22 protein-coding genes are annotated in these 22,218 nt (G+C 64.1%); 15 read left to right on the top strand and 7 right to left on the bottom strand.

Annotation, left to right across the window (positions count from 1 at the left end):
• Positions 1–2 precede the first annotated feature (2 nt).
• Entirely contained in the window at positions 3–899 is an 897-nt protein-coding gene (locus FFI89_RS24860) for an amidohydrolase (protein ID WP_371721710.1), read from the top strand.
• A 107-nt stretch (positions 900–1,006) separates the two neighbouring features.
• On the opposite strand, the gene FFI89_RS24855 is transcribed toward FFI89_RS24860, so the two are convergent.
• Positions 1,007–1,456: a cupin domain-containing protein gene (locus FFI89_RS24855; RefSeq protein WP_138830218.1), complete on the bottom strand. Its 450-nt coding sequence runs from the start codon at positions 1,454–1,456 to the stop codon at positions 1,007–1,009.
• 147 nt (positions 1,457–1,603) lie between these two features.
• On the opposite strand from FFI89_RS24855, the gene FFI89_RS24850 reads away from it, so the two are divergent.
• The 4 genes from FFI89_RS24850 to FFI89_RS24835 all read left to right on the top strand — a co-directional run bounded on the left by FFI89_RS24850 (position 1,604) and on the right by FFI89_RS24835 (position 7,227).
• The gene (locus tag FFI89_RS24850; protein WP_144596286.1) at positions 1,604–2,365 is read left to right on the top strand and encodes an SDR family NAD(P)-dependent oxidoreductase; all 762 of its coding nucleotides are present in this window, start codon (positions 1,604–1,606) and stop codon (positions 2,363–2,365) included.
• Between the two features lie 35 nt (positions 2,366–2,400).
• Positions 2,401–3,237, top strand: a complete 837-nt coding sequence (locus FFI89_RS24845; RefSeq protein ID WP_138830216.1) for an enoyl-CoA hydratase family protein — start codon at positions 2,401–2,403, stop codon at positions 3,235–3,237.
• A gap of 190 nt (positions 3,238–3,427) precedes the next feature.
• Entirely contained in the window at positions 3,428–5,776 is a 2,349-nt protein-coding gene (locus tag FFI89_RS24840) for a bifunctional salicylyl-CoA 5-hydroxylase/oxidoreductase (protein ID WP_138846642.1), read from the top strand.
• Between the two features lie 197 nt (positions 5,777–5,973).
• Entirely contained in the window at positions 5,974–7,227 is a 1,254-nt protein-coding gene (locus tag FFI89_RS24835; protein ID WP_138830214.1) for a flavin-dependent oxidoreductase, read from the top strand.
• Positions 7,228–7,344: 117 nt separating this feature from the next.
• On the opposite strand, the gene FFI89_RS24830 is transcribed toward FFI89_RS24835, so the two are convergent.
• Together FFI89_RS24830 and FFI89_RS24825 are read right to left on the bottom strand one after the other, a co-directional pair.
• The gene (locus FFI89_RS24830) at positions 7,345–7,800 is read right to left on the bottom strand and encodes a cupin domain-containing protein (protein ID WP_138830213.1); all 456 of its coding nucleotides are present in this window, start codon (positions 7,798–7,800) and stop codon (positions 7,345–7,347) included.
• Positions 7,801–7,821: 21 nt separating this feature from the next.
• A complete protein-coding gene (locus FFI89_RS24825) occupies positions 7,822–9,009 on the bottom strand; it encodes an ABC transporter substrate-binding protein (RefSeq protein WP_138830212.1) in 1,188 nt (395 codons plus the stop codon).
• Positions 9,010–9,235: 226 nt separating this feature from the next.
• On the opposite strand from FFI89_RS24825, the gene FFI89_RS24820 reads away from it, so the two are divergent.
• The 4 genes from FFI89_RS24820 (at position 9,236) to FFI89_RS24805 (ending at position 12,889) form a co-directional block, all read left to right on the top strand.
• A complete protein-coding gene (locus FFI89_RS24820) occupies positions 9,236–9,730 on the top strand; it encodes a MarR family winged helix-turn-helix transcriptional regulator (RefSeq protein WP_138830211.1) in 495 nt (164 codons plus the stop codon).
• A gap of 33 nt (positions 9,731–9,763) precedes the next feature.
• Positions 9,764–10,588: an alpha/beta hydrolase gene (locus tag FFI89_RS24815; RefSeq protein WP_246669243.1), complete on the top strand. Its 825-nt coding sequence runs from the start codon at positions 9,764–9,766 to the stop codon at positions 10,586–10,588.
• Positions 10,589–10,727: 139 nt separating this feature from the next.
• The gene (locus tag FFI89_RS24810; RefSeq protein ID WP_138830210.1) at positions 10,728–12,407 is read left to right on the top strand and encodes a benzoate-CoA ligase family protein; all 1,680 of its coding nucleotides are present in this window, start codon (positions 10,728–10,730) and stop codon (positions 12,405–12,407) included.
• Between the two features lie 23 nt (positions 12,408–12,430).
• Positions 12,431–12,889, top strand: coding sequence for a RidA family protein (locus tag FFI89_RS24805; protein ID WP_168213034.1), 459 nt, complete (start codon positions 12,431–12,433; stop codon positions 12,887–12,889).
• 6 nt (positions 12,890–12,895) lie between these two features.
• On the opposite strand, the gene FFI89_RS24800 is transcribed toward FFI89_RS24805, so the two are convergent.
• Positions 12,896–14,416 (bottom strand): mannitol dehydrogenase family protein, encoded by a 1,521-nt coding sequence (locus tag FFI89_RS24800; RefSeq protein ID WP_138830209.1) that lies wholly within the window; start codon positions 14,414–14,416, stop codon positions 12,896–12,898.
• 124 nt (positions 14,417–14,540) lie between these two features.
• On the opposite strand from FFI89_RS24800, the gene FFI89_RS24795 reads away from it, so the two are divergent.
• The 6 genes from FFI89_RS24795 to uxuA all read left to right on the top strand — a co-directional run bounded on the left by FFI89_RS24795 (position 14,541) and on the right by uxuA (position 20,695).
• The gene (locus tag FFI89_RS24795) at positions 14,541–15,278 is read left to right on the top strand and encodes a FadR/GntR family transcriptional regulator (RefSeq protein ID WP_168213033.1); all 738 of its coding nucleotides are present in this window, start codon (positions 14,541–14,543) and stop codon (positions 15,276–15,278) included.
• Between the two features lie 79 nt (positions 15,279–15,357).
• Positions 15,358–16,341 (top strand): sialic acid TRAP transporter substrate-binding protein SiaP, encoded by a 984-nt coding sequence (locus tag FFI89_RS24790; protein ID WP_138830207.1) that lies wholly within the window; start codon positions 15,358–15,360, stop codon positions 16,339–16,341.
• 96 nt (positions 16,342–16,437) lie between these two features.
• Positions 16,438–17,016, top strand: a complete 579-nt coding sequence (locus tag FFI89_RS24785) for a TRAP transporter small permease (protein ID WP_138830206.1) — start codon at positions 16,438–16,440, stop codon at positions 17,014–17,016.
• A gap of 4 nt (positions 17,017–17,020) precedes the next feature.
• Complete coding sequence (locus FFI89_RS24780) at positions 17,021–18,427, top strand: TRAP transporter large permease (RefSeq protein ID WP_138830205.1); 1,407 nt, start codon at positions 17,021–17,023, stop codon at positions 18,425–18,427.
• Complete coding sequence (locus FFI89_RS24775) at positions 18,424–19,473, top strand: L-idonate 5-dehydrogenase (RefSeq protein ID WP_138830204.1); 1,050 nt, start codon at positions 18,424–18,426, stop codon at positions 19,471–19,473. Before FFI89_RS24780 ends, FFI89_RS24775 begins: the two co-directional genes overlap by 4 nt.
• Positions 19,474–19,504: 31 nt before the next feature.
• Complete coding sequence (uxuA, locus tag FFI89_RS24770) at positions 19,505–20,695, top strand: mannonate dehydratase (protein WP_210249163.1); 1,191 nt, start codon at positions 19,505–19,507, stop codon at positions 20,693–20,695.
• A 21-nt stretch (positions 20,696–20,716) separates the two neighbouring features.
• Here the strand turns inward: uxuA and FFI89_RS24765 are convergent, their stop codons facing one another.
• The 3 genes from FFI89_RS24765 to FFI89_RS24760 form a co-directional block, all read right to left on the bottom strand.
• Positions 20,717–21,121, bottom strand: a complete 405-nt coding sequence (locus FFI89_RS24765; RefSeq protein ID WP_138830202.1) for a hypothetical protein — start codon at positions 21,119–21,121, stop codon at positions 20,717–20,719.
• 43 nt (positions 21,122–21,164) lie between these two features.
• On the bottom strand, positions 21,165–21,320 hold the full coding sequence (locus FFI89_RS34560; RefSeq protein ID WP_168213031.1) for a hypothetical protein: 156 nt from the start codon (positions 21,318–21,320) through the stop codon (positions 21,165–21,167).
• Between the two features lie 267 nt (positions 21,321–21,587).
• Positions 21,588–22,133, bottom strand: a complete 546-nt coding sequence (locus FFI89_RS24760) for a DUF2889 domain-containing protein (RefSeq protein WP_168213030.1) — start codon at positions 22,131–22,133, stop codon at positions 21,588–21,590.
• Positions 22,134–22,218 lie beyond the last annotated feature (85 nt).

The following is a 22,218-nucleotide window of genomic DNA, read 5'->3' as shown; positions in this document are numbered from 1 at the left end:
GCATGCCCATGAAGCCTGTTCCGACCATCGACGCCCACCATCACATCTGGCGGCTGAACGATCTGCCCTGGCTTGCGGGGCCGCAGGTGCCGCGGATCTTCGGGCCCTATCAGCCGATCTGCCGCGACTATCCGATCTCCGAATACCGCAGCGACATGGCCGGCTGCGATATCGTCAAATCGATCTACATCCAGACCAACTGGCCCGCGGGCAAGAGTTTTGACGAAGCGCGGTGGGTGCAGTCGGTGGCCGACGAGACCGGCTGGCCGCACGCCAACGTCGCGCATGCCGACTTGGCCGATTCCGACGCCGGTTCGTTGCTGCGCCGTCTCGCTGATTTGCCGGCCACGCGCGGGATTCGCCAGCAACTGCATTGGCACGAAAATCCGCAATATCGCTTTGCGCCGCGGCTCGACGTCATGAAGGACGCCGATTGGCGCCGCGGACTGGCGCGCCTTTCCGATCACGGCCTGCTGTTCGAACTGCAGATCTTTGCGAGCCAGATGGCCGATGGCGCGGCGCTTGCGCGCGGGTTCCCGGATACGGTATTCGTGCTCGAACACGCCGGCATGCTGGAAGACATGTCGCCTGCGGGCTGGCAGCTGTGGCGCGACGGCATGGCCGCGTTGGCGCAATGCCGCAACGTCAACGTCAAGCTCTCCGGGCTTGGCACCTTCGTTCATGCCTGCCGCGACGATGTCATCGGTCCGATCGTGAGGGAGACTGTGGCGTTGTTCGGCGCGGATCGCTGTTTCTTCGGCAGCAATTTTCCGATCGAGAAACTGTGGACGGACTACGGCACTTTGTACCGGACCTTCCGCAATGCTATCGCGCATCTCGACGAGGCCGAGCAGTCTGCCATCCTGCACGACACCGCGGCGAGGCTTTATCGGATTTGACTGATTGGCGCAGCGTCATTGCGAGGAGCACTTGCGACGAAGCAATCTATACTTGTTTCGCGGCGGCATGGATTGCTTCGCTTCGCTCGCAATGACGGCGGGCGCCTTCACTCGTTCGCTTCCGGCGGCAGGAAATTCACTTCATGCTCGGCCGAGATGCGCACGATTTCGGCGACGTCGGTCAGGTCGTGCAACTGGTTGAACAGCGCCTCCAGCTTCTGGGTCGGCGAAACCCAGAACAACGCCCGCGCCGGCTTGTCCGATTTATTGAAATAGCCGTGCGGAATGCCGCGCGGCAACCGGACCAGGTCGCCGGCCTTGGCCTGAACCCAGACGCCGTCGAGCTTCAGGTCGAGCATGCCGTCCTGCACCAGGATGAATTCGTCCTGAGTCGGATGGATATGAACCGGTACGAACTGGCCCGGGTCGCTGTTGGTCTCGAACGCAAAGGTCGAGTCGGTGACGGCTTTCGGAAAATAGACCTGTCCAAGGATGTTCCAGGTCTTGCCGGAATAGCCGGTGCCGTTCCGCGTGATGCCTTTTTCGAGCGCCGCCATGTTGCCGATCCCTTCGTTGTTGAAGGGACGACGCTAGCCTCGGCCGGCTTGCTGTCAAGCATGTCGGCAGGGGGGGGGGACGCTTCCTTGCCAATGCTTGAAGTTTAAAATATATGCAGAAGCGTTCTTTCGCGGGAAGGCCAACGGATGTCGAAACTTTCGCGTTCCTCCCATGCGCTCGTCACCGGTGGCGGGCGCGGCATCGGCCGTGCGGTGGCCGCGGCGCTGACAGAGGCGGGTGCGACGGTCACCATTCTCGGCCGCAATCGCGCCACGCTTGATGAGGCCGTTGCATCGGGCGCGGCGCAGTTCGCCGAAGTGGCCGATGTTGCCGATCAGGCTTCGGTGAAATCGGTGATCGCGGAAGCGGCTCGCCGCCAGCCGATCGACATCCTGGTCGCCAATGCCGGGGCTGCGGAATCCGCCCCCTTCGGCCGCTCCGAGGCGGCACTGTTCCAGCGGATGATGGACGTCAATTTCATGGGCGTGGTGCATGCCACGCAGGCGGTGCTGCCCGGTATGATCGAGCGCCGCCACGGCCGGATTGTCGCGATTGCATCGACGGCGGGTCTCAAGGGCTATGCCTATGTCAGCGCCTATAGCGCCGCCAAGCATGCGGTGATCGGCCTGGTGCGCTCGCTGGCGCTGGAGACGGCGAGGAGCGGCGTCACCGTCAATGCGGTTTGTCCCGGGTTCACCGAGACCGATCTGCTCGAAGGCTCGATCGACAACATCATGAAGAAGACCGGCCGCGGCCGCGAGCAGGCGGTGGCCGAATTGTCGAAACACAACCCGCAAGGACGCCTCGTGACGCCACAGGAAGTCGCTGACGCCGTGCTGTGGCTGTGCGGCGAAGGTGCTGCCGCCATCACCGGACAAGCCATCGCGGTGGCTGGCGGCGAAGTCTGAAGCGGCAACAACAACCATAATGCTAGGGAGAACCCATGAGCAGACCCGCCAACCCCGTGACACTGCCGCTGGCGGATTATTCGCCAAAACATTTCCTGCTCGCCGTGGTCGGTGGTGTCGCCACCGTGACGCTCAATCGTCCCGAGCGGAAGAATCCGCTGACCTTCGAGAGCTATCGCGAACTCACCGATTTCTTCCGCGCCTGCGCGATGGACGATGAGGTGAAAACCATCGTCGTGTCCGGTGCCGGCGGCAATTTCTCGTCCGGCGGCGACGTGTTCGAGATCATCGGTCCGCTGGTGCAGATGGACACCAAGGGTCTGACCGCGTTTACCCGCATGACCGGCGATCTGGTCAAGGCGATGCGGGCGTGTCCGCAGCCGATCGTCGCAGCCGTCGAAGGCATCTGCGCCGGCGCCGGTGCGATCATCGCCATGGCCTCCGACCTGCGGCTGGCCGCTGTCGGCGCCAAGGTCGCGTTCCTGTTCAACAAGGTTGGGCTCGCGGGTTGCGACATGGGCGCCTGTGCGATCCTGCCGCGCATCATCGGACAGTCCCGCGCTTCCGAACTGCTCTATACCGGCCGCTTCATGACCGCTGAGGAAGGCGAGCGCTGGGGCTTTTTCAGCCGGATCGTGACGCAGGACGCCGTGCTGGCACAGGCACAGGTGCTGGCGAAGCAGATTTCCGACGGTCCCACCTTCGCCAACACCATGACCAAGCGTATGCTGGCGATGGAATGGGCGATGTCGGTGGAAGAGGCGATCGAGGCCGAAGCGGTGGCGCAGGCGCTCTGCATGACCACGGAAGATTTTGCTCGCGCGTTCGAGGCGTTCTCGAACAAGCGGACGCCGGCGTTCCAGGGGAATTGAGGAGCCCTCATGGTGAGGAGGCGCGTCAGCGCCGTCTCGAACCATGAAGCCCCGATGTGGCCCATCCTTCGAGACGCGGCCAAGTGGCCGCTCCTCAGGATGGGGGCGGAGGGTGTGGCGGGCCTTGCCGAAAAATTACTTTAGGCTTAAAGTAATTGGAATGACCCGATAGCCTGCTTCGGAGGCGCTGATGAAGATCGCGATAATCGGTGGCGGACCGGCCGGTCTCTATGCCGCGATCCTTTTGAAGAAGCAGCGGCCGCAGGCCGAGATCACCGTCTATGAGCGCAACCGCGCCGATGACACCTTTGGTTTCGGCGTGGTGTTCTCCGATGCGACGCTGGATAACTTCGAAAAGTACGATCCGCCGAGCTACCGCCGCATCACCCAGGAATTCGCCTATTGGGACGATATCGCCGTGCATTTCCGCGGCACCGTACATCGGGTCGGCGGCAACGGCTTTTGCGGCTGCTCGCGCCGCATGCTGCTGCTGATCCTGCAGGAGCGCGCCCGAGAACTCGGCGTGACGCTTAAGTTCGAAACCGATATCGACGACGAGAGCAGGTTTGCCGATGCCGATCTCGTGGTGCTGGCCGACGGCATCAACAGCCGCTTCCGCGACAAATACACCGATCATTTCCAGCCCGAAGTCGACCTGCGCTCCAACAAGTTCGCCTGGATGGGCTCGACCCGGCCGCTGGACGCCTTCACCTTCATCTTCCAGGAGACCGAGTGGGGGCCGTTCATTGCCCACGCCTATCAATACGAGGCCGGTCGCTCGACCTGGATCTTTGAGACCGATGCCGAGACCTTTGCGCGGGCAGGCCTCGAAGGGTTGAGCGAACGGCAATCCGCCGATCGCATGGCAGAGATCTTTGGCTGGTTCCTCGACGGCCATCCGCTGCTGACCAACCGCTCGATGTGGCGCAATTTTCCGATGATCCGCAGCCAGCGCTGGGTCAAAGGCAACATGGTGCTGCTCGGCGATGCCAAGGCGACCGCGCACTTCTCGATCGGCTCCGGCACCAAGCTTGCGATGGAGGACGCGATCGCGCTTGGCGACGCGATGGCGCAGGCGCCGACGGTGGAAGGCGCTTTACAGAAGTATGAGCAGGGCCGCCGCGAGGAGGTCGAGAAGACCCAACACGCCGCCGACGTGTCGCTGGTCTGGTTCGAGCATGTCGACCGGTTCTGGGATTTCGATCCCGTACAGTTTGCGTTCGGCGTCATGACCCGCGCCAAGGCCATCACCTACGATAACCTGACGCTGCGGGCGCCGGAATTTGTCCGCGAGGTCGACAGGGCCTTTGCGACGCAGGTTCGCTCAAAAGGATTTGACGTCGATCTCGACAAGCCGGTAGCGCCGATGTTCCAGCCGCTCCGGCTGCGCGAGATGGAAGTGGCGAACCGCGCGGTGGTGTCGCCGATGTGCATGTACTCGGCGAACGAGGGCATGCCCGGCGATTTTCACCTCGTGCATTACGGGTCGCGTGCGATCGGCGGGGCGGGTTTGATCTTCACCGAGATGACCTGTGTCGGCCGCGACGCCCGGATCACGCCCGGCTGCACCGGGTTGTGGAACGACGAGCAGCAGGCGGCGTGGACGCACATTGTCGATTTCGTTCACGCCAATTCCGCCGCCAAAATCTGCCTGCAGTTGGGTCATGCCGGCCGCAAGGGCGCGACCAAACTGATGTGGGAGGGCATGGACCGGCCACTGGAACAGGGCGGCTGGGACACGGTGTCGGCGTCGCCGATCCCTTACTTCCCGGATAGCCAGGTGCCGCGCGAGTTGGATCGCGCCGCGATGGACCACGTCAAGGCCGAGTTCGTCGCCGCGACCGAACGCGGCGAAGCCTGCGGCTTCGATATGCTGGAGCTGCACTGCGCCCACGGCTATCTGCTGGCGAGTTTCATTTCGCCGCTGACCAACACGCGGACGGATGACTATGGCGGCACGCTCGCCAACCGGCTGCGCTATCCGCTGGAAGTGTTTGCGGCGATGCGCGCGGCCTGGCCCGCGCACAAGCCGATGTCGGTGCGGATCTCCGCGACCGACTGGGCCGAAGGCGGCATCACCGGCGATGACGCGGTCGCGGTCGCGCGTGCGTTCGGCGAGGCCGGCGTCGACCTGATCGACGTTTCCACCGGCCAGACCGTGCGCGACGCCCAGCCGGTCTACGGGCGGATGTTCCAGACGCCGTTCTCCGAACAGGTCCGCAACGAGGCCCGGGTCGCCACCATGTGCGTCGGCAACATCACCACGTCGGACCAGGTCAACACCATCCTCGCCGCCGGGCGCGCCGACCTGGTGGCGCTGGGCCGGCCGCATCTGGTCGATCCGTCGTTCACGATGCGGGCGGCGGCCTGGTATGGCGCCGATATCGCCTGTCCGCAGCAATATCTGCCCGGCAAGGAGCAGATTTTCCGCAACAGTGTTCGCGACCGGCAGGATTTCGACGACCTCAAAATTAAGGGTAAGCCGAAAACACGGGCGGAGCTGAAGGCGGAGGCGACAAAGCCGCTTGCAGCCGAATAGGCCGGGTGGCACGCTGGCTCGTTCTTCCCTCGCTCCGCCCTTGCGGGGAGAGGGTTGGGTGAGGGGCTCTCTCAACGGGCGAGATCGCCGTGAGTTCGGTACCCCCTCATCCGGCGCAAGGGCGCCGACCTCTCCCCGCAAGCGGGGCGAGGTAAGAGAGCCGCGGTTTTGAGTTTGCGTTGAGTGGAGTTGAGTGGATGAAGGCGATCATCGTCGGAGGCGGCATCGGGGGCCTTACCACGGCGCTGATGCTGCGCGCGCGCGGCATCGACTGCGAATTGTTCGAACAGTCCGATACCATCCGCGAACTCGGCGTCGGCATCAACACGTTGCCGCATGCGATCCGCGAACTGGCCGGTCTTGGGCTACTGGATCGGCTGGATGCTGCCGCGATCCGCACTGATGAATTGTATTACCTCAATCGCCACGGCCAGGAGGTCTGGCGCGAGCCGCGCGGCCTCGGGGCCGGTCACGACGTGCCGCAGTTCTCGATCCACCGCGGCCGTCTGCAGAGCGTCATTCATCGCGCCGTCGAGGAACGGCTGGGCAGGGAAGCGATCCACACCGGTTGCCGGCTCGGCGCCTTCGCGCAGCATGAAGGCGGCGTGATCGCGCATTTCTTCGACCGCACCGGGTCGCACGTCAAGACCGCGCAGGGCGACGTGCTTGTTGGCGCCGACGGCATCCATTCGCGCGTGCGCGAGATGCTGTTTCCGGACGAGGGCCCGCCGTGCTGGAACGGCCTGATGTTGTGGCGCGGCGCGCGCGACTGGCCGGCGTTCCTGACCGGCAACTCGATGATCGTCGCCGGCGGCTTAAATGCCAAGGTCGTGGTCTATCCGATCGCCGAAGGATCGAGCCCGGCGAGCCGGCTGACCAACTGGGCGGTGCTGGTCAAGGTTGGCGAGAACAACGCCCCGCCGCCGCGCCGCGAGGACTGGTCGCGCCTCGGCAAGCGCGAGGAACTGATGCCGCATGTCGAGCGGTTCAAGGTGCCGCATGTTGATGCGCGCAGCCTGATCTCGGCGACGCCGGAATTTTACGAATATCCGTGCTGCGACCGCGATCCCTTGCCGTACTGGACCTGGGGACGGGTCACGCTGCTCGGCGACGCCGCGCATCCGATGTATCCGGTCGGCTCAAACGGGGCATCGCAGGCGATCCTCGACGCCCGCGCGCTGGCGGATTCGCTGGCGCATGCCGAACATCCGCGTCAGGCGCTGCTGGCCTACGAGCAGAAGCGCCTGCCGATGACGGCCGACATCGTGCGCTCGAACCGCCGCGGCGGGCCCGAGGGCGTCATCGACGCCGTCGAGCAACTGGCGCCCGACGGCTTTACCGATATCGAGAAGGTGCTGAGCCACGCCCAGCGTGAGGCGATCGTGCGCGGCTATGCGTCGAAGGCAGGATTTGCCGCGCCGACGCTGGGGCTGGCGGCGGTGCGGGCGTAACACACGTTCTCATCCTCATCCTGAGGAGCCGCGAAGCGGCGTCTCGAAGGATGGCCACATCGGGGCCTCATGGTTCGAGACGGCGCTACGCGCCTCCTCACCATGAGGGTTAGGCGCTCACGCCCCCGGAGGCGGCGGCAGGAAGTGGATGTTGTGCTCGGCGGCCAGCGCCACCACGGCGTCCGGGGTCTGTTCCTTCATGTTGTGGATACCCCAGAACAGATCGTAGAGCCGGCGCGTCGGTGACACCCAGAACAGCGTTTTCGCAGTCCGCCCGGACTTGTTGAAGATGCCATGCGGCTTGCCCATCGGCAGCCGCACGAGATCGCCCGGCGACCCTTGCGTTTCGGCGCCGTCGAGGAAGAAGTCGAGCTTGCCTTCGAGGATGTAGAGATACTCGTCCTGGTCCGGATGAATATGCGGCGGCACGAAGGTCTCGGGCGGGAAGGTCGCATGCCATGAGAAGGAATGCTCGGTGAGGTGTTTCGGTACATAGGTCTGGCCGAGGATGTTCCAGGAGATGCCCTGCATGCCCTCGTTGGCCCGGGTGATCCCGGCGATTTCGGTTTTCATGGTGCTGTTTCCTTCCGATTGTTATTTCGCGCCGCAGTCCTTGGCGTAGCGGTCGCCGTAATTCGAAAACACCTTCTCGACAATCTCGGTCTCGAACTTACCGTCCGTGCGTTTTGCCACTTTGGTCAGGTAGAAATTCTGGATCGGATAGCCGTTGGTGTTGAACTTGAAATCGCCGCGCAGCGAGGTGAAATCGGCCTTCTTCAGTGCCGCCGCCACCGCGTCCTTGTTGCTGAGGTCGCCTTTCACCGCTTTCACCGCGCTGTCGATCAGCAGCGCCGCGTCATAGCCCTGCATCGCATAGGTGCCGGGTACGCCGTTGTAGGCAGCCTCGTAGGCGGCAACGAACTTCTTGCTCTGCGGATTGTCGAGATCGGGGGCCCAGTTGGCGCCGCCGAACATGCCGACCGCGGCGTCCTGCTGCGCCGGCAGCGTCGATTCATCGACGGTGAAGGCGGAGAGCACCGGAATCTTGTCGGCGAGGCCGGCCTGCCGGTATTGCTTGACGAGGCCGACGCCCATGCCGCCTGGCATGAAGGTGAACAGCGCGTCGGGCTTGGCGGATGCGATCTTGGTGAGCTCGACCTGGAAGTCGAGCGTGCCGAGCGGCATGTAGCTTTCCTCTGCTATCTCGCCCTTGTAATCGAGCTTGAAGCCGGCGGCGGAATCCTTGCCGGCCTGATAGTTCGGCACCAGCACGTAGACGCGCTTGTAGCCGCGATCCTGCGCCACCTTGCCGAGGATCTCGTGAACCTGGTCGTTCTGGTACGAGGTGACGTAGAAGAACGGGCTGCATTCCTTGCCGGCGTAGCTCGACGGTCCGGCGTTCGGGCTGATCAGGAAGGTTTTGTTCTCGGTGACCGGCCGGTGAATGGCCTGCAGGATGTTGGAGAAGATCGGCCCGACGACGAAGTCGACCTTGTCGCGTTCCAGGAGACCCTTGACCTTGGTCACGGCGCCGTCCGGCTTCAGTTCGTCGTCGACGACAACGACCTCGACCTCCTTGCCGGCCATCTTGCCGCCGAGATCCTTGATCGCGAGCTGAAAACCGTCGCGCGATTGCTGGCCGAGGCCGGCGGCCGGGCCGGACAAGGTCACGATCACGCCGATCTTGACCTTTTCCTGCGCGACAGCGGGACCGGCCGCGGCACCCAGCAGGACGGCAAGTCCGGCCAGCTTCAACGGCGCCAGTTTCAACGACTGCTTCATGATTATTCCTCCGTTCGGCCGCGACCGCCGCCGAAACCTGACGCCACACCAATGTTCGAGCGGCAGCTTATTCTGATGACGACCGCGCCTGCAAGCTTGCGCAAGCTAGCCTGCAGGTCATGCAAGCCGTGCGCCAATTGCTTGAACCCTAAAGAAATCTGGACAATCACCCCAAGCTGCGGTCTGTTGGTAATCTCGCGATATCCAAACCAGACAAGATTGTACGATGATTCTCGATTCCGAGACCAAGGCCGTCGAGCTCCCGGAGGATCATGGCGACGAAATCAGGCTGTGGCTGCGTCTCCTGACCTGCACCACCCTGATCGAAGGCGAGGTGCGGAGCCGCCTGCGCGAGCGGTTCGACGTCACGCTGCCGCGCTTCGACCTGATGGCCCAGCTCGACAAGGTCCCCGAGGGCATGACGCTGTCGGATGTCTCGAAGCGGATGATGGTCTCGAACGGCAACGTCACCGGCCTGGTCGAGCGCCTTGTCGAATCCGGCCATCTCGACCGCCGCACCTCGGATTCCGACCGCCGGGTCCAGGTGATCCGCCTGACCAAGGCCGGCCGCGCCGAGTTTCGCAAGATGGCGGCGGAGCACGAGTTATGGATCGCCGACATTTTTGGCGACCTGACGCCGAAGGATGTCCGCGAATTGATGCGCCTGCTGGCGAAGACCAAGGGCTCGGCACAGAAATCCGCCAAGGCGCGGATGGCGTAGCGCAGCGCTTCGATTATCGCATGAGGTGATCCGTTGAATGCGGATGTGGACTACGAGGTCGAATACAATAATCGCGCGCGGGTGCCGGAAAATCCGGCGATCATGGCCGGCTGGGCGCGCGATGCGCAGGCCTATCGCGAACTGCATCAGGGCCGTTCAAAAGTGCTGGCTTATGGCCCGGGCGAGCGCCATCGGATCGATCTGTTTGCCGGCAATGGAACGGGGCCGATCGTCGTCTTCATTCATGGCGGCTATTGGCAGGCGCTCGATGGCTCCTTCTTCAGCCATTTGGCTGGCGGATTGAATGCGCACGGGATCGATGTCGCGGTGCCGAGCTACGACCTTTGCCCCAACGTTTCCGTCGCCGACATCATCGAACAGATGCGAACCGCAACGCGCGAACTCGCAAAGCTCGGGCGCCCGTTGGTCATGAGCGGTCATTCCGCCGGCGGCCATCTCGCCGCCTGCCTGCTGGCGACCGACTGGCGCGCGCTCGATGCGGCATTGCCGGAAGATCTGGTGACGGCGGCCTACACCATATCGGGCCTGTTCGACCTGCGGCCGCTGGTTCCGACCTCGATCAACACCGCGCTGAAGCTCGACGACGCGTCGGCGAAGGCGGCCAGCCCCTTGTTCTGGCAGCCACCGGCGCGCGGCTCGCTTGATGCGGTGGTCGGCGGCAACGAAAGCGCCGAATATTTCCGGCAGAGCCGGATCATTGTCGACGCCTGGGGCGCGGCAGGCCTTGCGGCGCGGTTTGGCACCGTTGCCGATGCCAACCATTTTACCGCGATTGCGCCGCTGGCCGATCCGAACTCGCCGATGACGCTGCGGCTGAAGCAACTGGCCGGGCGCTAGACTCTCCGCAAAATCTTCGGGATGGCCAAATTCCGGACTTGCACCAAATTACTTTAAGCCTAAAATGATTGCCGATAACGCTGCCGGGCGTCCGCGATACCCAACTCGTGCCTTTCATGGATGAAAGCGAGCGATGGAAATGTCAGGTAGAGACCCTGTCCTTGGTCCGTCGGGCCACGTCGATGATTTTGCGCGGCGAAATCTGCCGCCGTTCGAGCAATGGCCGGAGCTGCGGCTCGACCGGCCGGAGTTTCAATATCCGGAATATCTGAACGCCGCCGTCGAACTGACCGACCGCATTGTCGAGAAGGGCATGGGCGATCGCATTGCGCTGATCGGCAATGGTCGTCAGCGCACCTACAAGGAGCTGGCTGACTGGTCGAACCGCCTGGCGCATGCGCTGGTGGAGAATTACGGGGTCAAGCCCGGCAATCGGGTGTTGATCCGTTCCGGCAACAATCCGGCGCTGGTCGCGGCATGGCTTGCGGCGACGAAGGCCGGCGCCGTCGTCGTCAACACCATGCCGATGCTGCGCGCCGGCGAACTGACAAAGATTGTCGACAAGGCCGAGATCGCGCTGGCGCTGACCGACAGCCGCATTGCCGATGAATTGGTGGCATGCGCGAAGACCAGCCGCTTTCTCAAGCAGGTGGTGAATTTCGACGGCACCTCGAACCACGACGCCGAGCTCGACCGGGTGGCGCTGAACAAGCCGGTGCGCTTCGATGCGGTGAAGACCGGCCGCGACGATGTCGCCTTGCTCGGATTTACCTCGGGCACCACGGGCGAACCGAAGGCCACGATGCACTTCCATCGCGACCTCATGATCGTCGCCGATGGCTATGCGCGGGAGGTCCTCAATGTCACCGAGGATGACGTGTTCGTCGGCTCGCCGCCGCTGGCGTTTACGTTCGGGCTAGGCGGGCTTGCGATCTTTCCGTTGCGATTCGGCGCCACGGCGACGCTGCTGGAAACGGCTTCGCCGCCGGAAATGGTCAAGATCATCGAGACCTACAAGGCCACGATCTGCTTTACCTCGCCGACCGCCTATCGCGCCATGATGGCGGCGATGGACAAGGGCGCCGATCTTTCGTCGCTGCGGCTCGCGGTCTCCGCCGGCGAGACCTTGCCGGCGCCGGTGTTCGACGCCTGGACCCGCAGAACCGGCAAGACGATTCTCGACGGCATCGGCTCGACAGAGCTGCTGCATATCTTCATCACCAACCGGCTCGGCGATGCCGTCGCCGGAACCACCGGACATCCGGTCACCGGCTATGAGGCCAAGATCGTCGACGACGACATGAACGAACTGCCGGCGGGCACGGTCGGCAAGCTTGCGGTTCGTGGTCCCACCGGCTGCCGTTATCTCGCCGACTCCAGGCAATCGAACTATGTGCGCGACGGCTGGAATTTGACCGGCGATACCTTTGTCAGCGACGCCAACGGCCGGCTGTCCTTTGTGGCGCGCTCGGACGACATGATCGTCTCTTCCGGCTACAACATCGCCGGCCCCGAGATCGAGGCGGCGTTGCTGTCCCATCCTGCGGTCGCCGAATGCGGCGTCGTCGGCGCGCCCGACGAGGCGCGCGGGATGATCGTCAAGGCCTATGTCATCCTCGCCGGCGGTGCTCGCGGCGATGCCGAACTCACGGCGGCGTTGCAGGAGCACGTCAAGCGCGAGATCGCGCCCTATAAATATCCGCGCGCCATCGAATATGTCGAGGCGCTGCCGAAGACCGAAACCGGCAAGCTGCGGCGTTTTGCGCTGAGGCAGATGGCTGCGGCCAGCGCCGTATCGTCGAGCGCTGCGGCTGAGTGAACGTCCTGGAAGGAGAATTGAACGTGACCGCCCCCAAAGGCCCCACCTTGACCGTGGTGCCTCATCCCAAATCCGATGCTTCGTCGTCCGGCCCGCAAGTGCTGCAGCCGAGCGGCTGGCCGATGCCGAAAGGATACGCCAACGGCATGGCGGCCGATGGCCGTCTCGTCGTGACCGGCGGCGTGATCGGTTGGGATACGGAGGGCCATCTGGCCGCCGACTTTGTCGCCCAGGTGCGTCAGGCGCTGAGCAACATTGCCGCCATCCTTGCTGAAGGTGGCGCCGGGCCCGAGCATCTGGTGCGGCTGACCTGGTACGTCGTCGATATCGAGGAATATCTGGCCAGTCTCAAGACGCTCGGCCGGGTCTATCGCGAGATCTTTGGCACGCATTATCCGGCGATGGCGCTGGTTCAGGTGGTGCGGCTGGTCGAGAAGGCCGCGCGCGTCGAGATCGAGGCGACGGCAGTGGTGCCGCGCTGATCCTGTTTATGCGGGGCGAAATTCCTGCACGGCCTGTCGCGCGCCGACCGCATAGAGCCGTGTGAGCGCCTGCGTGACGGCGCGCTGCATCCGGGGATCCGCTCCGAGCGCGCCGAAAATGGAGCTGACCTCCAGCAGCGCCGGAGCCAGCCGGTTGGCGACGGGGCCTGCGTCTTCGGCAATTTCCTTCAACCTGGCTGCGATCGGATCGCGCACGTCGATCGCGCGTCCGGCCTCGTCCCTGGCAGTGACGTAGCGCATCCAGCCTGCGACGGCGAGCGCGTGCGTGTCGATCGGCAAGCCGAGCCGCAGCCGGTCCTGCATTGTGGCGAGCAGCCGTTGCGGCAGTTTCTGCGATCCGTCCATCGCGATCTGCCAAGTGCGATGATGCAAAGCAGGGTTGGCAAAGCGCTGCAGCAGCAATGCGCTGTAGGCCGCCAGATCAGTGCCCTCGGGCATGGCGAGCGTAGGCGCCGCGTCTTCCATCACTTGCCGCGCATAGGCCGCAAAATGCGCGTCGGTCATGGCGGCGGCGATGGTCTCATAGCCGGCGAGATAGCCGAGATAGGCGAGCGCCGAGTGGCTGGCGTTGAGCAGCCGCAGCTTCATGTGCTCGAACGGCGTCACATCGGAGACGAGCTGCACGCCGGCAGCCGCGAAATCCGGCCGTCCGGCCGGAAAGCGATCCTCGACGATCCATTGCGTGAACGGCTCGGTGACCACCGGCCACGCGTCGGTCATGCCGAGCGCGGATGCGACCGAAGCGCGGTCGGCTTCGGTGGTCTCCGGAACGATCCGGTCTACCATCGTCGCGGGGAATGCGACCTCGTCTTCGATCCATCGGGCGAGTTCGCGCGATTTCAGGGCGGCGAACTGCGTGACGATGCGCTTTGCAGTGTGGCCGTTGGCGGAAAGATTGTCGCAGGAGAGGACGGTGAAGGGCGCGGTGCCCGCAGCCCGCCGGCGCGCAAGCGCGGCCACGATGAATCCGGGCGCCGATCGCGGCGCGTCCAGATGTTGCAGGTCATGGACGACATCGGGATGATGCCCGTCGAGCTCGCCGGTTTGCGGCGTGTGGCAATAGCCCTTCTCGGTGACGGTCAAGGAGACGATGCGCGCGGCGGGATCGGCCATGCGCGCGATCAGCGCTGCGGGGTTGGCGGGCGCGACGACGGTCTCAAGGACCGAGCCGATAATCCGGTGTTCTGTGCCGGCGCCGGAACGAACGGCAAGCGTATAGAGGCAGTCCTGCGGGACCAGGGCATCGCGTGTGTCCGGACTTCGCAGGCTGGCCCCGACGATTCCCCAGGCTGACGCGCCTCCCGCGAGCAGATCGTCGATCACGACCGCCTGGTGCGCGCGGTGAAAGGCGCCGATCCCTAGATGAATAATGCCCGGCCGGATGCCCGCGCGGTCGTAATTCGGGCGACGGATCTGGCCCGGGAGCCGGTCGAGGTTGGCGTTCGAGAGGCGCAAATGGCCCTCTATCGGGTTGGAATGGACGGATTTCGTCCTCTCGCTTGACATGTGGAACCGGTTCCGTCAATCTTTGGTCAATTGGTAAGGCCAATTTTCAATGGCCTCTCACCAAAGCAAGCAAGACAAGCAAGAAAAATCGATCCGTCTGGGATCGTTTCAGGGAGAGACGAGCGTGCCGCTCGAGGCTGTGGAAGCACGACGCCTGTATCGCCAGATTGCCGATCAGCTTCGCGGCTTGATCGAGCGCGGCGAATACGCCGTCGGCAGCCGGCTTCCGACCGAACGCGATCTGGCCGAACAGTTGAAGGTGTCGCGGCCGACCGTGCGCGAGGCGCTGATTGCGCTCGAGGTCGAAGGCCTGGTGCGCATTCGGGTCGGCTCCGGAATCTATGTCAGCGAACCCGCCGCGCACGCGTTGCCCGCACACCTGTCCGGGATGATCGAAGGGCCGTTCGAACTGCTGCGCGCCCGCGAATTCATCGAAGCCGCCATTGCCGAACAGGCGGCGAGGGTCGCGACGCCTGCTGATATCGGGCGTATCGACGCCTCGCTCGAGGCGATGGCGACCGTGCAGCATCCCGGCGAAGCCTCGATGATCCATGACCGCGCGTTTCACGTCGCGGTCGCCGGATGTCTCGACAATGCGGTTCTGGTCCGCGTCGTCGGCGAGTTGTTCGATCAGCGGCTCAATCCCTACTTCGCCAAGCTCGCACATTATTTCGAGAATCCGCAGTCCTGGGGCGCTGCGCTGGCCGAGCACCAGGCGATCCGCGACGCCATTGCCGCGCACGATCCGGAAGCCGCCCGCGCGGCGATGCGCGAGCATCTGGCGCATTCGCAGGCGCGCTTTGCACAGAGTTTCGGGACGGAGGCCGCACCGATGTCGCGTGTTTCGGCCGGGAGCGGTTGAGACGATCAGGACGGACATTCGATGTTCGGTCAGATCCCGAACCAATGCGTAACAAGAGAAAACGGTAACAACGGAGGGAATGCACGTGTTGAAGAAATTGACGATCGTACTGGCGGCGTCTGCCGCAGCGCTGATGGCCGCGACCACCGCCGGAATGGCCCAGACCAAGCTCAAATGGGCCCACGTCTACGAGACCTCGGAACCGTTCCACACTGCCTCCGTCTGGGCGGCGCAGGAAATCAACAAGCGGACCAATAACCGCTACGCGATCGACGTCTATCCGGCCTCCCAGCTCGGCAAGGAAGCCGACATCAATCAGGGTCTTTCGCTCGGCTCGGTCGACATCATCATTTCCGGATCGAGTTTTGCTGCCAAGAGCTACCCGCCGATCGGCGTGACCTATTATCCCTACACCTTCCGCGATGCCGATCATCTCCTGGCCTACACCAAGAGCGACGTCTTCAAGGAGCTCGCCAAGGGCTACGAGGACAAGACCGGCCACCACATCGTGGCGGTGACCTATTATGGCGTGCGGCACACCTCGTCGAACAGGCCGATCAAGACCTGCGCCGACATGAAGGGCCTGAAGATGCGGGTGCCTGACGTGCCGGCCTATCTGGCGATGCCGCGCGCCTGCGGCGCCAATACCGCGCCGATCGCCTTCGCGGAGGTCTATCTGGCGCTGCAGAACGGCACGGTGGAAGCCCAGGAAAATCCGCTCACCACGATCGAAGCCAAGAAGTTCTACGAGGTGCAGAAGCACATCGTTCTAACCGGTCACATCGTCGACCACCTCAACACCATCATCTCCGCTGGCCTCTGGAAGAAGCTCAGTGAGGAAGATCGCAAGATCTTCACCGACGTGGCGCAGGAGGCGTCGGCCAAGGCGACCGCGGAGATCAAGGTGAACGAGGCCAAGCTGGTTGCCTTCTTCAAGGAGAAGGGCCTGACCGTGACCGAGATCAACAAGGACGAGTTCCGCGACGCGGTCCTCAAGACAACGAGCTTCGAGAGCTTCGATTATCGCAAGGCCGATTGGGATCGCATCCAGGCCATCAAATAAACGGTCGGACCTTCGTCCGTGCCGGCCGCGTCCCTGCGGCGGCACGGCGTTAGCCCGGTCGAGGCTCGCGGATTTTCGACGCCAGAAGAGGGGCAGATGTCGATGGTTGAAGTGCACAAGCAGATCACGGGGGACGAGATCGCCCACACGTTCGAGGAAGAAGCGCCGGTCAGCGCCGACCTCGGGCAATACGCGCTGGAAGACTGGCTGGCGCTGGCGATCTTCTGGATCATGGCGCTGTGCGTCTTCCTGCAGTTCTTCACCCGCTATGTCCTCAACGACAGCTACGCCTGGACCGAGGAGATCGCGACCTATTGCCTGATCGGGGTGGTATTCATCGGTTCGTCGATGTGCGTGCGGCTGTCCCGGCACATCCAGGTGGACCTGATTTTCCGCTATCTGCCGCGTCTGCCCGCGCGCGCGCTTTCGACCGTGATCGACCTGATCCGGATCGCGTTCTTCGGCTACGCGGCCACGCTGGTCTGGCAGTTCATCCAGATCATCGGCGACGAACGGATGACGACGATCAAGTTCCAGAAGGGCTTCGTCTATTACGCCGTGCTGCTCGGCTTCGTGCTGATGTTCGGCCGCTCGATCCAGATCGCGGTCGAGAACTGGCAGCGGGGCTATTCGATCCTGGAACGCCCCGGCGCATTCGACGGAACGGAAGGGTAAGGCGATGCTGTTGCTCCTCGGTGGATTTCTGATCCTGATGCTGCTCGGCCTTCCCGTCGCGCTGGCGATGGCCGCGTCCTCGCTATTGTATATCCTCGTCACCGGCATCACGCCCGACGTGACCTTGGCGCAGCGCATGATTGCCGGCGTCGAGAGTTTTCCGTTGCTGGCGGTGCCGTTCTTCATTCTCGCCGGCAATCTGATGAACATCGCCGGCGTCACCGGGCGCATCTACAAGTTTGCGGTCGCGCTCGTGGGCTGGATGCGCGGCGGCCTCGGCCACGTCAACATCATCGGCTCGGTGATCTTCTCGGGTATGTCCGGCACCGCGATTGCGGATGCCGCCGGCCTAGGCACCATCGAGATCAAGGCGATGAAGGACCATGGTTACTCGACGGAATTTTCCGTCGGCGTGACGGCGGCGTCCGCAACGCTCGGCCCCATCATCCCGCCGTCGCTGCCGTTCGTGATCTACGGCATGATGGCGAACGTCTCGATCGGCGCGCTGTTTCTCGGCGGCGTCATTCCCGGCGTGGTCATGACCTTGCTGATGATGGCGACCGTGGCCTATTTCGCCCACAAGAACGGCTGGGGCAGCGACTCGCCGTTCTCGTGGGCGCAGATCGGATCGGCCGGCCTCGAGATCGTCATCGTGCTGGGCTTCCCGCTTGTGGTGTGGCTGATGGTCGTCGCCGGCCTCTCGACCAACATGGCGGTCGGCATCGGGCTCGCCGTGCTGCTGGCGCTCGACTGGTACTTCGACTTCTCCGCCGTGATGGCGCTGATGGCGCCGGTCATCCTGATCGGCGGCATGACGCTCGGCTGGTTCACGCCGACCGAGGCCGCAGTGGCCGCCGTGATCTGGTCGCTATTTCTCGGGCTGGTGCGTTATCGCTCGATGACGCTCAAGACGGTGGCGAAGGCGACGTTCGACACCATCGAGACCACGGCCTCCGTGCTCTTCATCGTCACCGCGGCCTCGATCTTTGCGTGGTTGCTGACGGTCTCGCAGGCGGCACAGATCCTGACGGACACGATACTCGGGATCACCCACAACAAATGGGTGTTCCTGCTGCTGGCGAATATCCTGATCCTGTTCGTCGGCTGCTTCATCGACACCATCGCCGCCATCACCATCCTGGTGCCGATCCTGCTGCCGATCGTTCTGAAATTGGGCATTGATCCGATCCATTTCGGCCTGATCATGACGCTCAACCTGATGATCGGGTTGCTGCATCCGCCGCTCGGCATGGTGCTGTTCGTGCTCGCGCGCGTGGCGAAGCTCTCGGTCGAGCGTACCACGATGGCGATCCTGCCGTGGCTGGTGCCGCTGTTGCTGGCGCTGATTGCGATCACCTACATCCCGGAGCTAACGCTCTGGCTTCCGAAATATATGGGGCTTTCAAAATGACATCGATGGCATTGGCCGCAACCTTGTTCGGTCCGGAAGATCTGCGCATGGTCGAACGGCCGCTCGATCCGCTGGCGTCCGGCATGGTGCGCGTCCGGTTCGGCGCCGGCGGCATTTGCGGTTCGGACATGCATTATTACCGCCATGCCCGCACCGGCGATTTCGTCGTGACCTCGCCGCTCGTGCTCGGCCACGAGATCGCGGGCGAAGTCGTCGAGATCGCAGGCCCCGCGCCGGGCCTGAAAGTCGGCGACAGGGTTGCCGTCAATCCGTCGCGCTGGTGCGGCCATTGCAAGCCATGCCGAGAGAACCGGGCAAACCTCTGCGAAAACATCTTCTTCATGGGCTCGGCCTCGAAGACCCCGCACATGCAGGGCGGTTTTGCCTCGGTGTTCGATGCCGTCCCGGCGCAATGCGTGAAGATTCCCGACCACGTCCCGTATCAGGCGGCGGCGCTGGCCGAGCCGCTGGCGGTGTGCCTGCATGCGGTCGCGCGCGCCGGTGACGTCAACGGCAAACGCGCGGTGCTGTTCGGCGCCGGTCCGATCGGGCTGCTGACCATGCTGGCGGCGCGGCGGGCGGGGATGGCCGACGTCACCGTCGTCGACATCGCGGCGGCGCCATTGGCGTTTGCCACGCGACTCGGCGCCAACCATGTCGTCGATATCTCGGGCGGTGACGAGGCCTTGAAGGCGCAGGCCGCGGCGCAGCCGTTCGATGTGGCGTTCGAAGTATCGGGCACGGCGGCCGGCCTCGCCAGCGCGATCGGCGTCGTCAGGCGCGGCGGCATCGTGGTTCAGGTCGGCAATCTGCCGGGCGGGCAGATCCCGGTGCCGGCCAACGCCGTGATGGCCAAGGAGATCGACCTCCGCGGCTCATTCCGTTTCGGAAGCGAATTCTTCACCGCGGTCGAGCTGATCGCCGACGGCAGCGTCGACGTGCTGGCGCTGGTGACGGCCGAACGTCCGTTGTCGGTGGCGCCCGACGCGGTCCGCCTCGCGCTCGACCGCTCGCAGAGCGTCAAGGTCGTGCTGACCGCGCAATGATGGGCGACATACGTTCAGGAGACTCCGCATGATGTTGCAGGGATGGCGGTGGTATGGGCCGGATGATCCGGTGTCGCTCGACGATATCCGCCAGGCCGGCGCCACCGATGTGGTGACGGCGCTGCACCAGGTGCCGATCGGCGAAGCCTGGACGCGATCGGCCGTCGAAGCGCGCAAGAACCTGATCGAGAACGGCCAGCCCGGCCGCTCGCCGCTGACATGGTCGGTGGTGGAATCGATTCCGGTGCCCGACGACGTCAAGCGGCTCGGCGGTAAGGCGACGCGCTCGATCGAGGCCTGGATCGCCAGCCTCGAGGCGGTGGCCGCGGCCGGCATCAGGCTCATCTGCTACAATTTCATGCCCGTGGTCGACTGGTGCCGCACCGATCTCGAATGGGAATTGCCGAACGGCGCCCGCGCCATGCGCTTCGACCAGGACCGCTTCGCGGCGTTCGATCTCCATATCCTGCAGCGGCCGGAAGCGGCCTCCGAATATTCCGAGGCCGCGCAGCAGCGTGCCAGGCAGATCCATGCCGGCATGACGCAAGCCGACATCGACCGCCTCGTGACCAATATTGCCAGCGCGCTGCCGGGATCGACCACCGATCCCCTGACCATTCCGCAGTTTCGCGACCGGCTGGAGCAGTACCGCGGCATCGACTCAGCGGTGTTGCGCCGGCATCTGAGCGAATTCCTCGCACGCGTGACGCCGGTGGCGGAGCAGCTCGGCGTGACGCTGACGCTGCATCCGGACGATCCGCCGCGCCCGCTGTTCGGCCTGCCGCGCATCGCCTCGTCGGCGGAAGACTATCAGGCGCTGTTCGACGCCGTTCCGTCCAGGGCCAACGGCATCTGCTTCTGCACCGGCTCGCTCGGCGTGCGCGCGGAAAACGACCTGCCTGCGATGGCGAAGCGCTTTGCGCCCCGGATCGGCTTTGCCCATCTGCGGGCGACCAAGCGGGAGCAGGACGGCCTGTCGTTCTATGAGTCCGATCATCTTGACGGCGATGTCGACATGATCGCGGTGCTCAAGGCGCTGCTGACCGAAAACAGCAAGCGTTCCGCGCGCGACCGGATCGTGTTCCGGCCGGATCACGGCCACCGCATGCTGGACGATCTCGCCGAGACCAAGCGGACCAACCCCGGCTATACCGCGATCGGCAGGCTGCGGGGACTGGCCGAACTGCGCGGCGCGATCCGCGCCATCGAGCACGTGGGTTGATCGTGCAACCATCGCGACATTCTAATGCACTTCATTCAGCTCGCGATCGAACAGTTGCTGCAGGGTCGGGCCGTTGGCGCGGCTGACGACGATGCGAAGTCGGTCGCCGGTACCGGCGACCTCGAACGACACCTTGGCGTCCTTGGCGCGGTCGCGCCAGCGTCCGGGCTCGTCCGCCCATACAACGCGATCGCCCTCGATCCGGCATCGATAGGCAAAGACGAAATTGTCGAACGGGCGGGCATAGGTCACGACCACGCCGCCGTCAGGCGCGTCGGTTGCCTGGAGCAGTTTGGGGTCGCGGTCCATGAGGACAGCGATTGCCGTTCGGCAAACCGCCTTGGTCTCGAACGCCGGGCCGGCGGATGCTGCTGCCGCCAGGGCAAACTGGATCGCGAATGCGAGTAACTGGACGATCGGGCGCATCACCACTCCCGGTTGCCGAAGCCAAGTCCTTGCGAAAACTTTGTCAATTGCCGCCATGTGCCCAGATGTACAGCCCGACGGTCGCGAGCAAAACAAGTGTCAGAAAGGCCGTTACGACTTGCGCGCCCCCGATCCGCCGCGACGAGCTTCGCCCGACGGTGAGGCTCGTCAGCAGCATCTTGAGCGCGAATTTTTGCATCGGCTGACTTTACGGCGGCAGGCGGGTCCGTGACGGATTCAACCCGAGGGTATCATGTGCGCCGAGATGACCCGCGGATTTGATCTGGATCAAGTGAAAAACGCGGAACCATCGCATTTTCGGTACACCATGCCGCCGTCATCGGCGGCTTTTAGTCTCGGCGCCGGGAGGCGGCCGGTATCAGATCGGCGGACCGGCTGGCGCGTTCATCGTACTGGTGTCGGCGACCGCGGCCAAATTCGGTATCAGGTGCGCGAGAGCTGACAGCTAATCCCGCGCGGCCGGCTCGGTGGCGAATTGCGGGAACATGTCGGCGACGATGGGCCCGTCGGTGCGCCAGGAATGACAGCCGCCGACGAAGAACGGCCGCTCGGTACGGGCGCGCTGGTTCTCCAGCGAATCGCGGCCTTCCGGATTTCTGCCATGTGACATGGTCTGAAACAGCGTGGTCACGGCGGGGCCGAGCAGTTCCGACAGATGCGTGCAGCTCTCGAGCCGGCCGAGCTTGCTCTGAACCACTTTGCGCCATCCGCTGCCGATGCGCTCACCGATCAATCGTTGGAGTATCGGCTCGACCTCGATGCAGGTCGGATAAGGTGTCCCACGCATGGTCGCCTGCGCCTCGTGAATCGTCATGCTGTCGTCGATCGCCAGTCGCAGGGCGATGTCGTGGACGGGATCGCCCGGCTTGAGTTCCTCGCGGTAGCGGCTGGCACTCTGCGAAAACGGTTTTGTATCCCGCAAGCGCGCCTCGACTTCCCACAGCCCGTCGTCGCGCAGGTAGCCGTTGCATTCGATCGTGCGCGTATGCATGTGGCGGCGCCCTGTCGGGTTGCCAGTGTCTTCCTTGGGCATTCGTCCTTGTCCTGGTTCGACGCCGCAGGCGTGGTCGCCGCGG

The sequence above is a fragment of the Bradyrhizobium sp. KBS0727 genome (genome assembly GCF_005937885.2).
Lineage (GTDB): Bacteria > Pseudomonadota > Alphaproteobacteria > Rhizobiales > Xanthobacteraceae > Bradyrhizobium.
The sequence above is the reverse complement of the archived record's forward strand: the minus strand, read 5'-3'. Positions and strand labels throughout refer to the sequence as shown.

Coding starts and splice junctions, on each gene's coding strand:
- FFI89_RS24765 (WP_138830202.1), bottom strand. CDS start 21,121: ATGCGCCCGATCGTCCAGTTACTCGCATTCGCGATCCAGTTTGCCCTG.
- FFI89_RS24845 (WP_138830216.1), top strand. CDS start 2,401: ATGAGCAGACCCGCCAACCCCGTGACACTGCCGCTGGCGGATTATTCG.
- FFI89_RS34560 (WP_168213031.1), bottom strand. CDS start 21,320: ATGCAAAAATTCGCGCTCAAGATGCTGCTGACGAGCCTCACCGTCGGG.
- FFI89_RS24860 (WP_371721710.1), top strand. CDS start 3: ATGCCCATGAAGCCTGTTCCGACCATCGACGCCCACCATCACATCTGG.
- FFI89_RS24785 (WP_138830206.1), top strand. CDS start 16,438: ATGTCGATGGTTGAAGTGCACAAGCAGATCACGGGGGACGAGATCGCC.
- FFI89_RS24850 (WP_144596286.1), top strand. CDS start 1,604: ATGTCGAAACTTTCGCGTTCCTCCCATGCGCTCGTCACCGGTGGCGGG.
- uxuA (WP_210249163.1), top strand. CDS start 19,505: ATGTTGCAGGGATGGCGGTGGTATGGGCCGGATGATCCGGTGTCGCTC.
- FFI89_RS24760 (WP_168213030.1), bottom strand. CDS start 22,133: ATGCATACGCGCACGATCGAATGCAACGGCTACCTGCGCGACGACGGG.
- FFI89_RS24830 (WP_138830213.1), bottom strand. CDS start 7,800: ATGAAAACCGAAATCGCCGGGATCACCCGGGCCAACGAGGGCATGCAG.
- FFI89_RS24825 (WP_138830212.1), bottom strand. CDS start 9,009: ATGAAGCAGTCGTTGAAACTGGCGCCGTTGAAGCTGGCCGGACTTGCC.
- FFI89_RS24775 (WP_138830204.1), top strand. CDS start 18,424: ATGACATCGATGGCATTGGCCGCAACCTTGTTCGGTCCGGAAGATCTG.
- FFI89_RS24840 (WP_138846642.1), top strand. CDS start 3,428: ATGAAGATCGCGATAATCGGTGGCGGACCGGCCGGTCTCTATGCCGCG.
- FFI89_RS24855 (WP_138830218.1), bottom strand. CDS start 1,456: ATGGCGGCGCTCGAAAAAGGCATCACGCGGAACGGCACCGGCTATTCC.
- FFI89_RS24780 (WP_138830205.1), top strand. CDS start 17,021: ATGCTGTTGCTCCTCGGTGGATTTCTGATCCTGATGCTGCTCGGCCTT.
- FFI89_RS24790 (WP_138830207.1), top strand. CDS start 15,358: ATGCACGTGTTGAAGAAATTGACGATCGTACTGGCGGCGTCTGCCGCA.
- FFI89_RS24810 (WP_138830210.1), top strand. CDS start 10,728: ATGTCAGGTAGAGACCCTGTCCTTGGTCCGTCGGGCCACGTCGATGAT.
- FFI89_RS24835 (WP_138830214.1), top strand. CDS start 5,974: ATGAAGGCGATCATCGTCGGAGGCGGCATCGGGGGCCTTACCACGGCG.
- FFI89_RS24800 (WP_138830209.1), bottom strand. CDS start 14,416: ATGTCAAGCGAGAGGACGAAATCCGTCCATTCCAACCCGATAGAGGGC.
- FFI89_RS24820 (WP_138830211.1), top strand. CDS start 9,236: ATGATTCTCGATTCCGAGACCAAGGCCGTCGAGCTCCCGGAGGATCAT.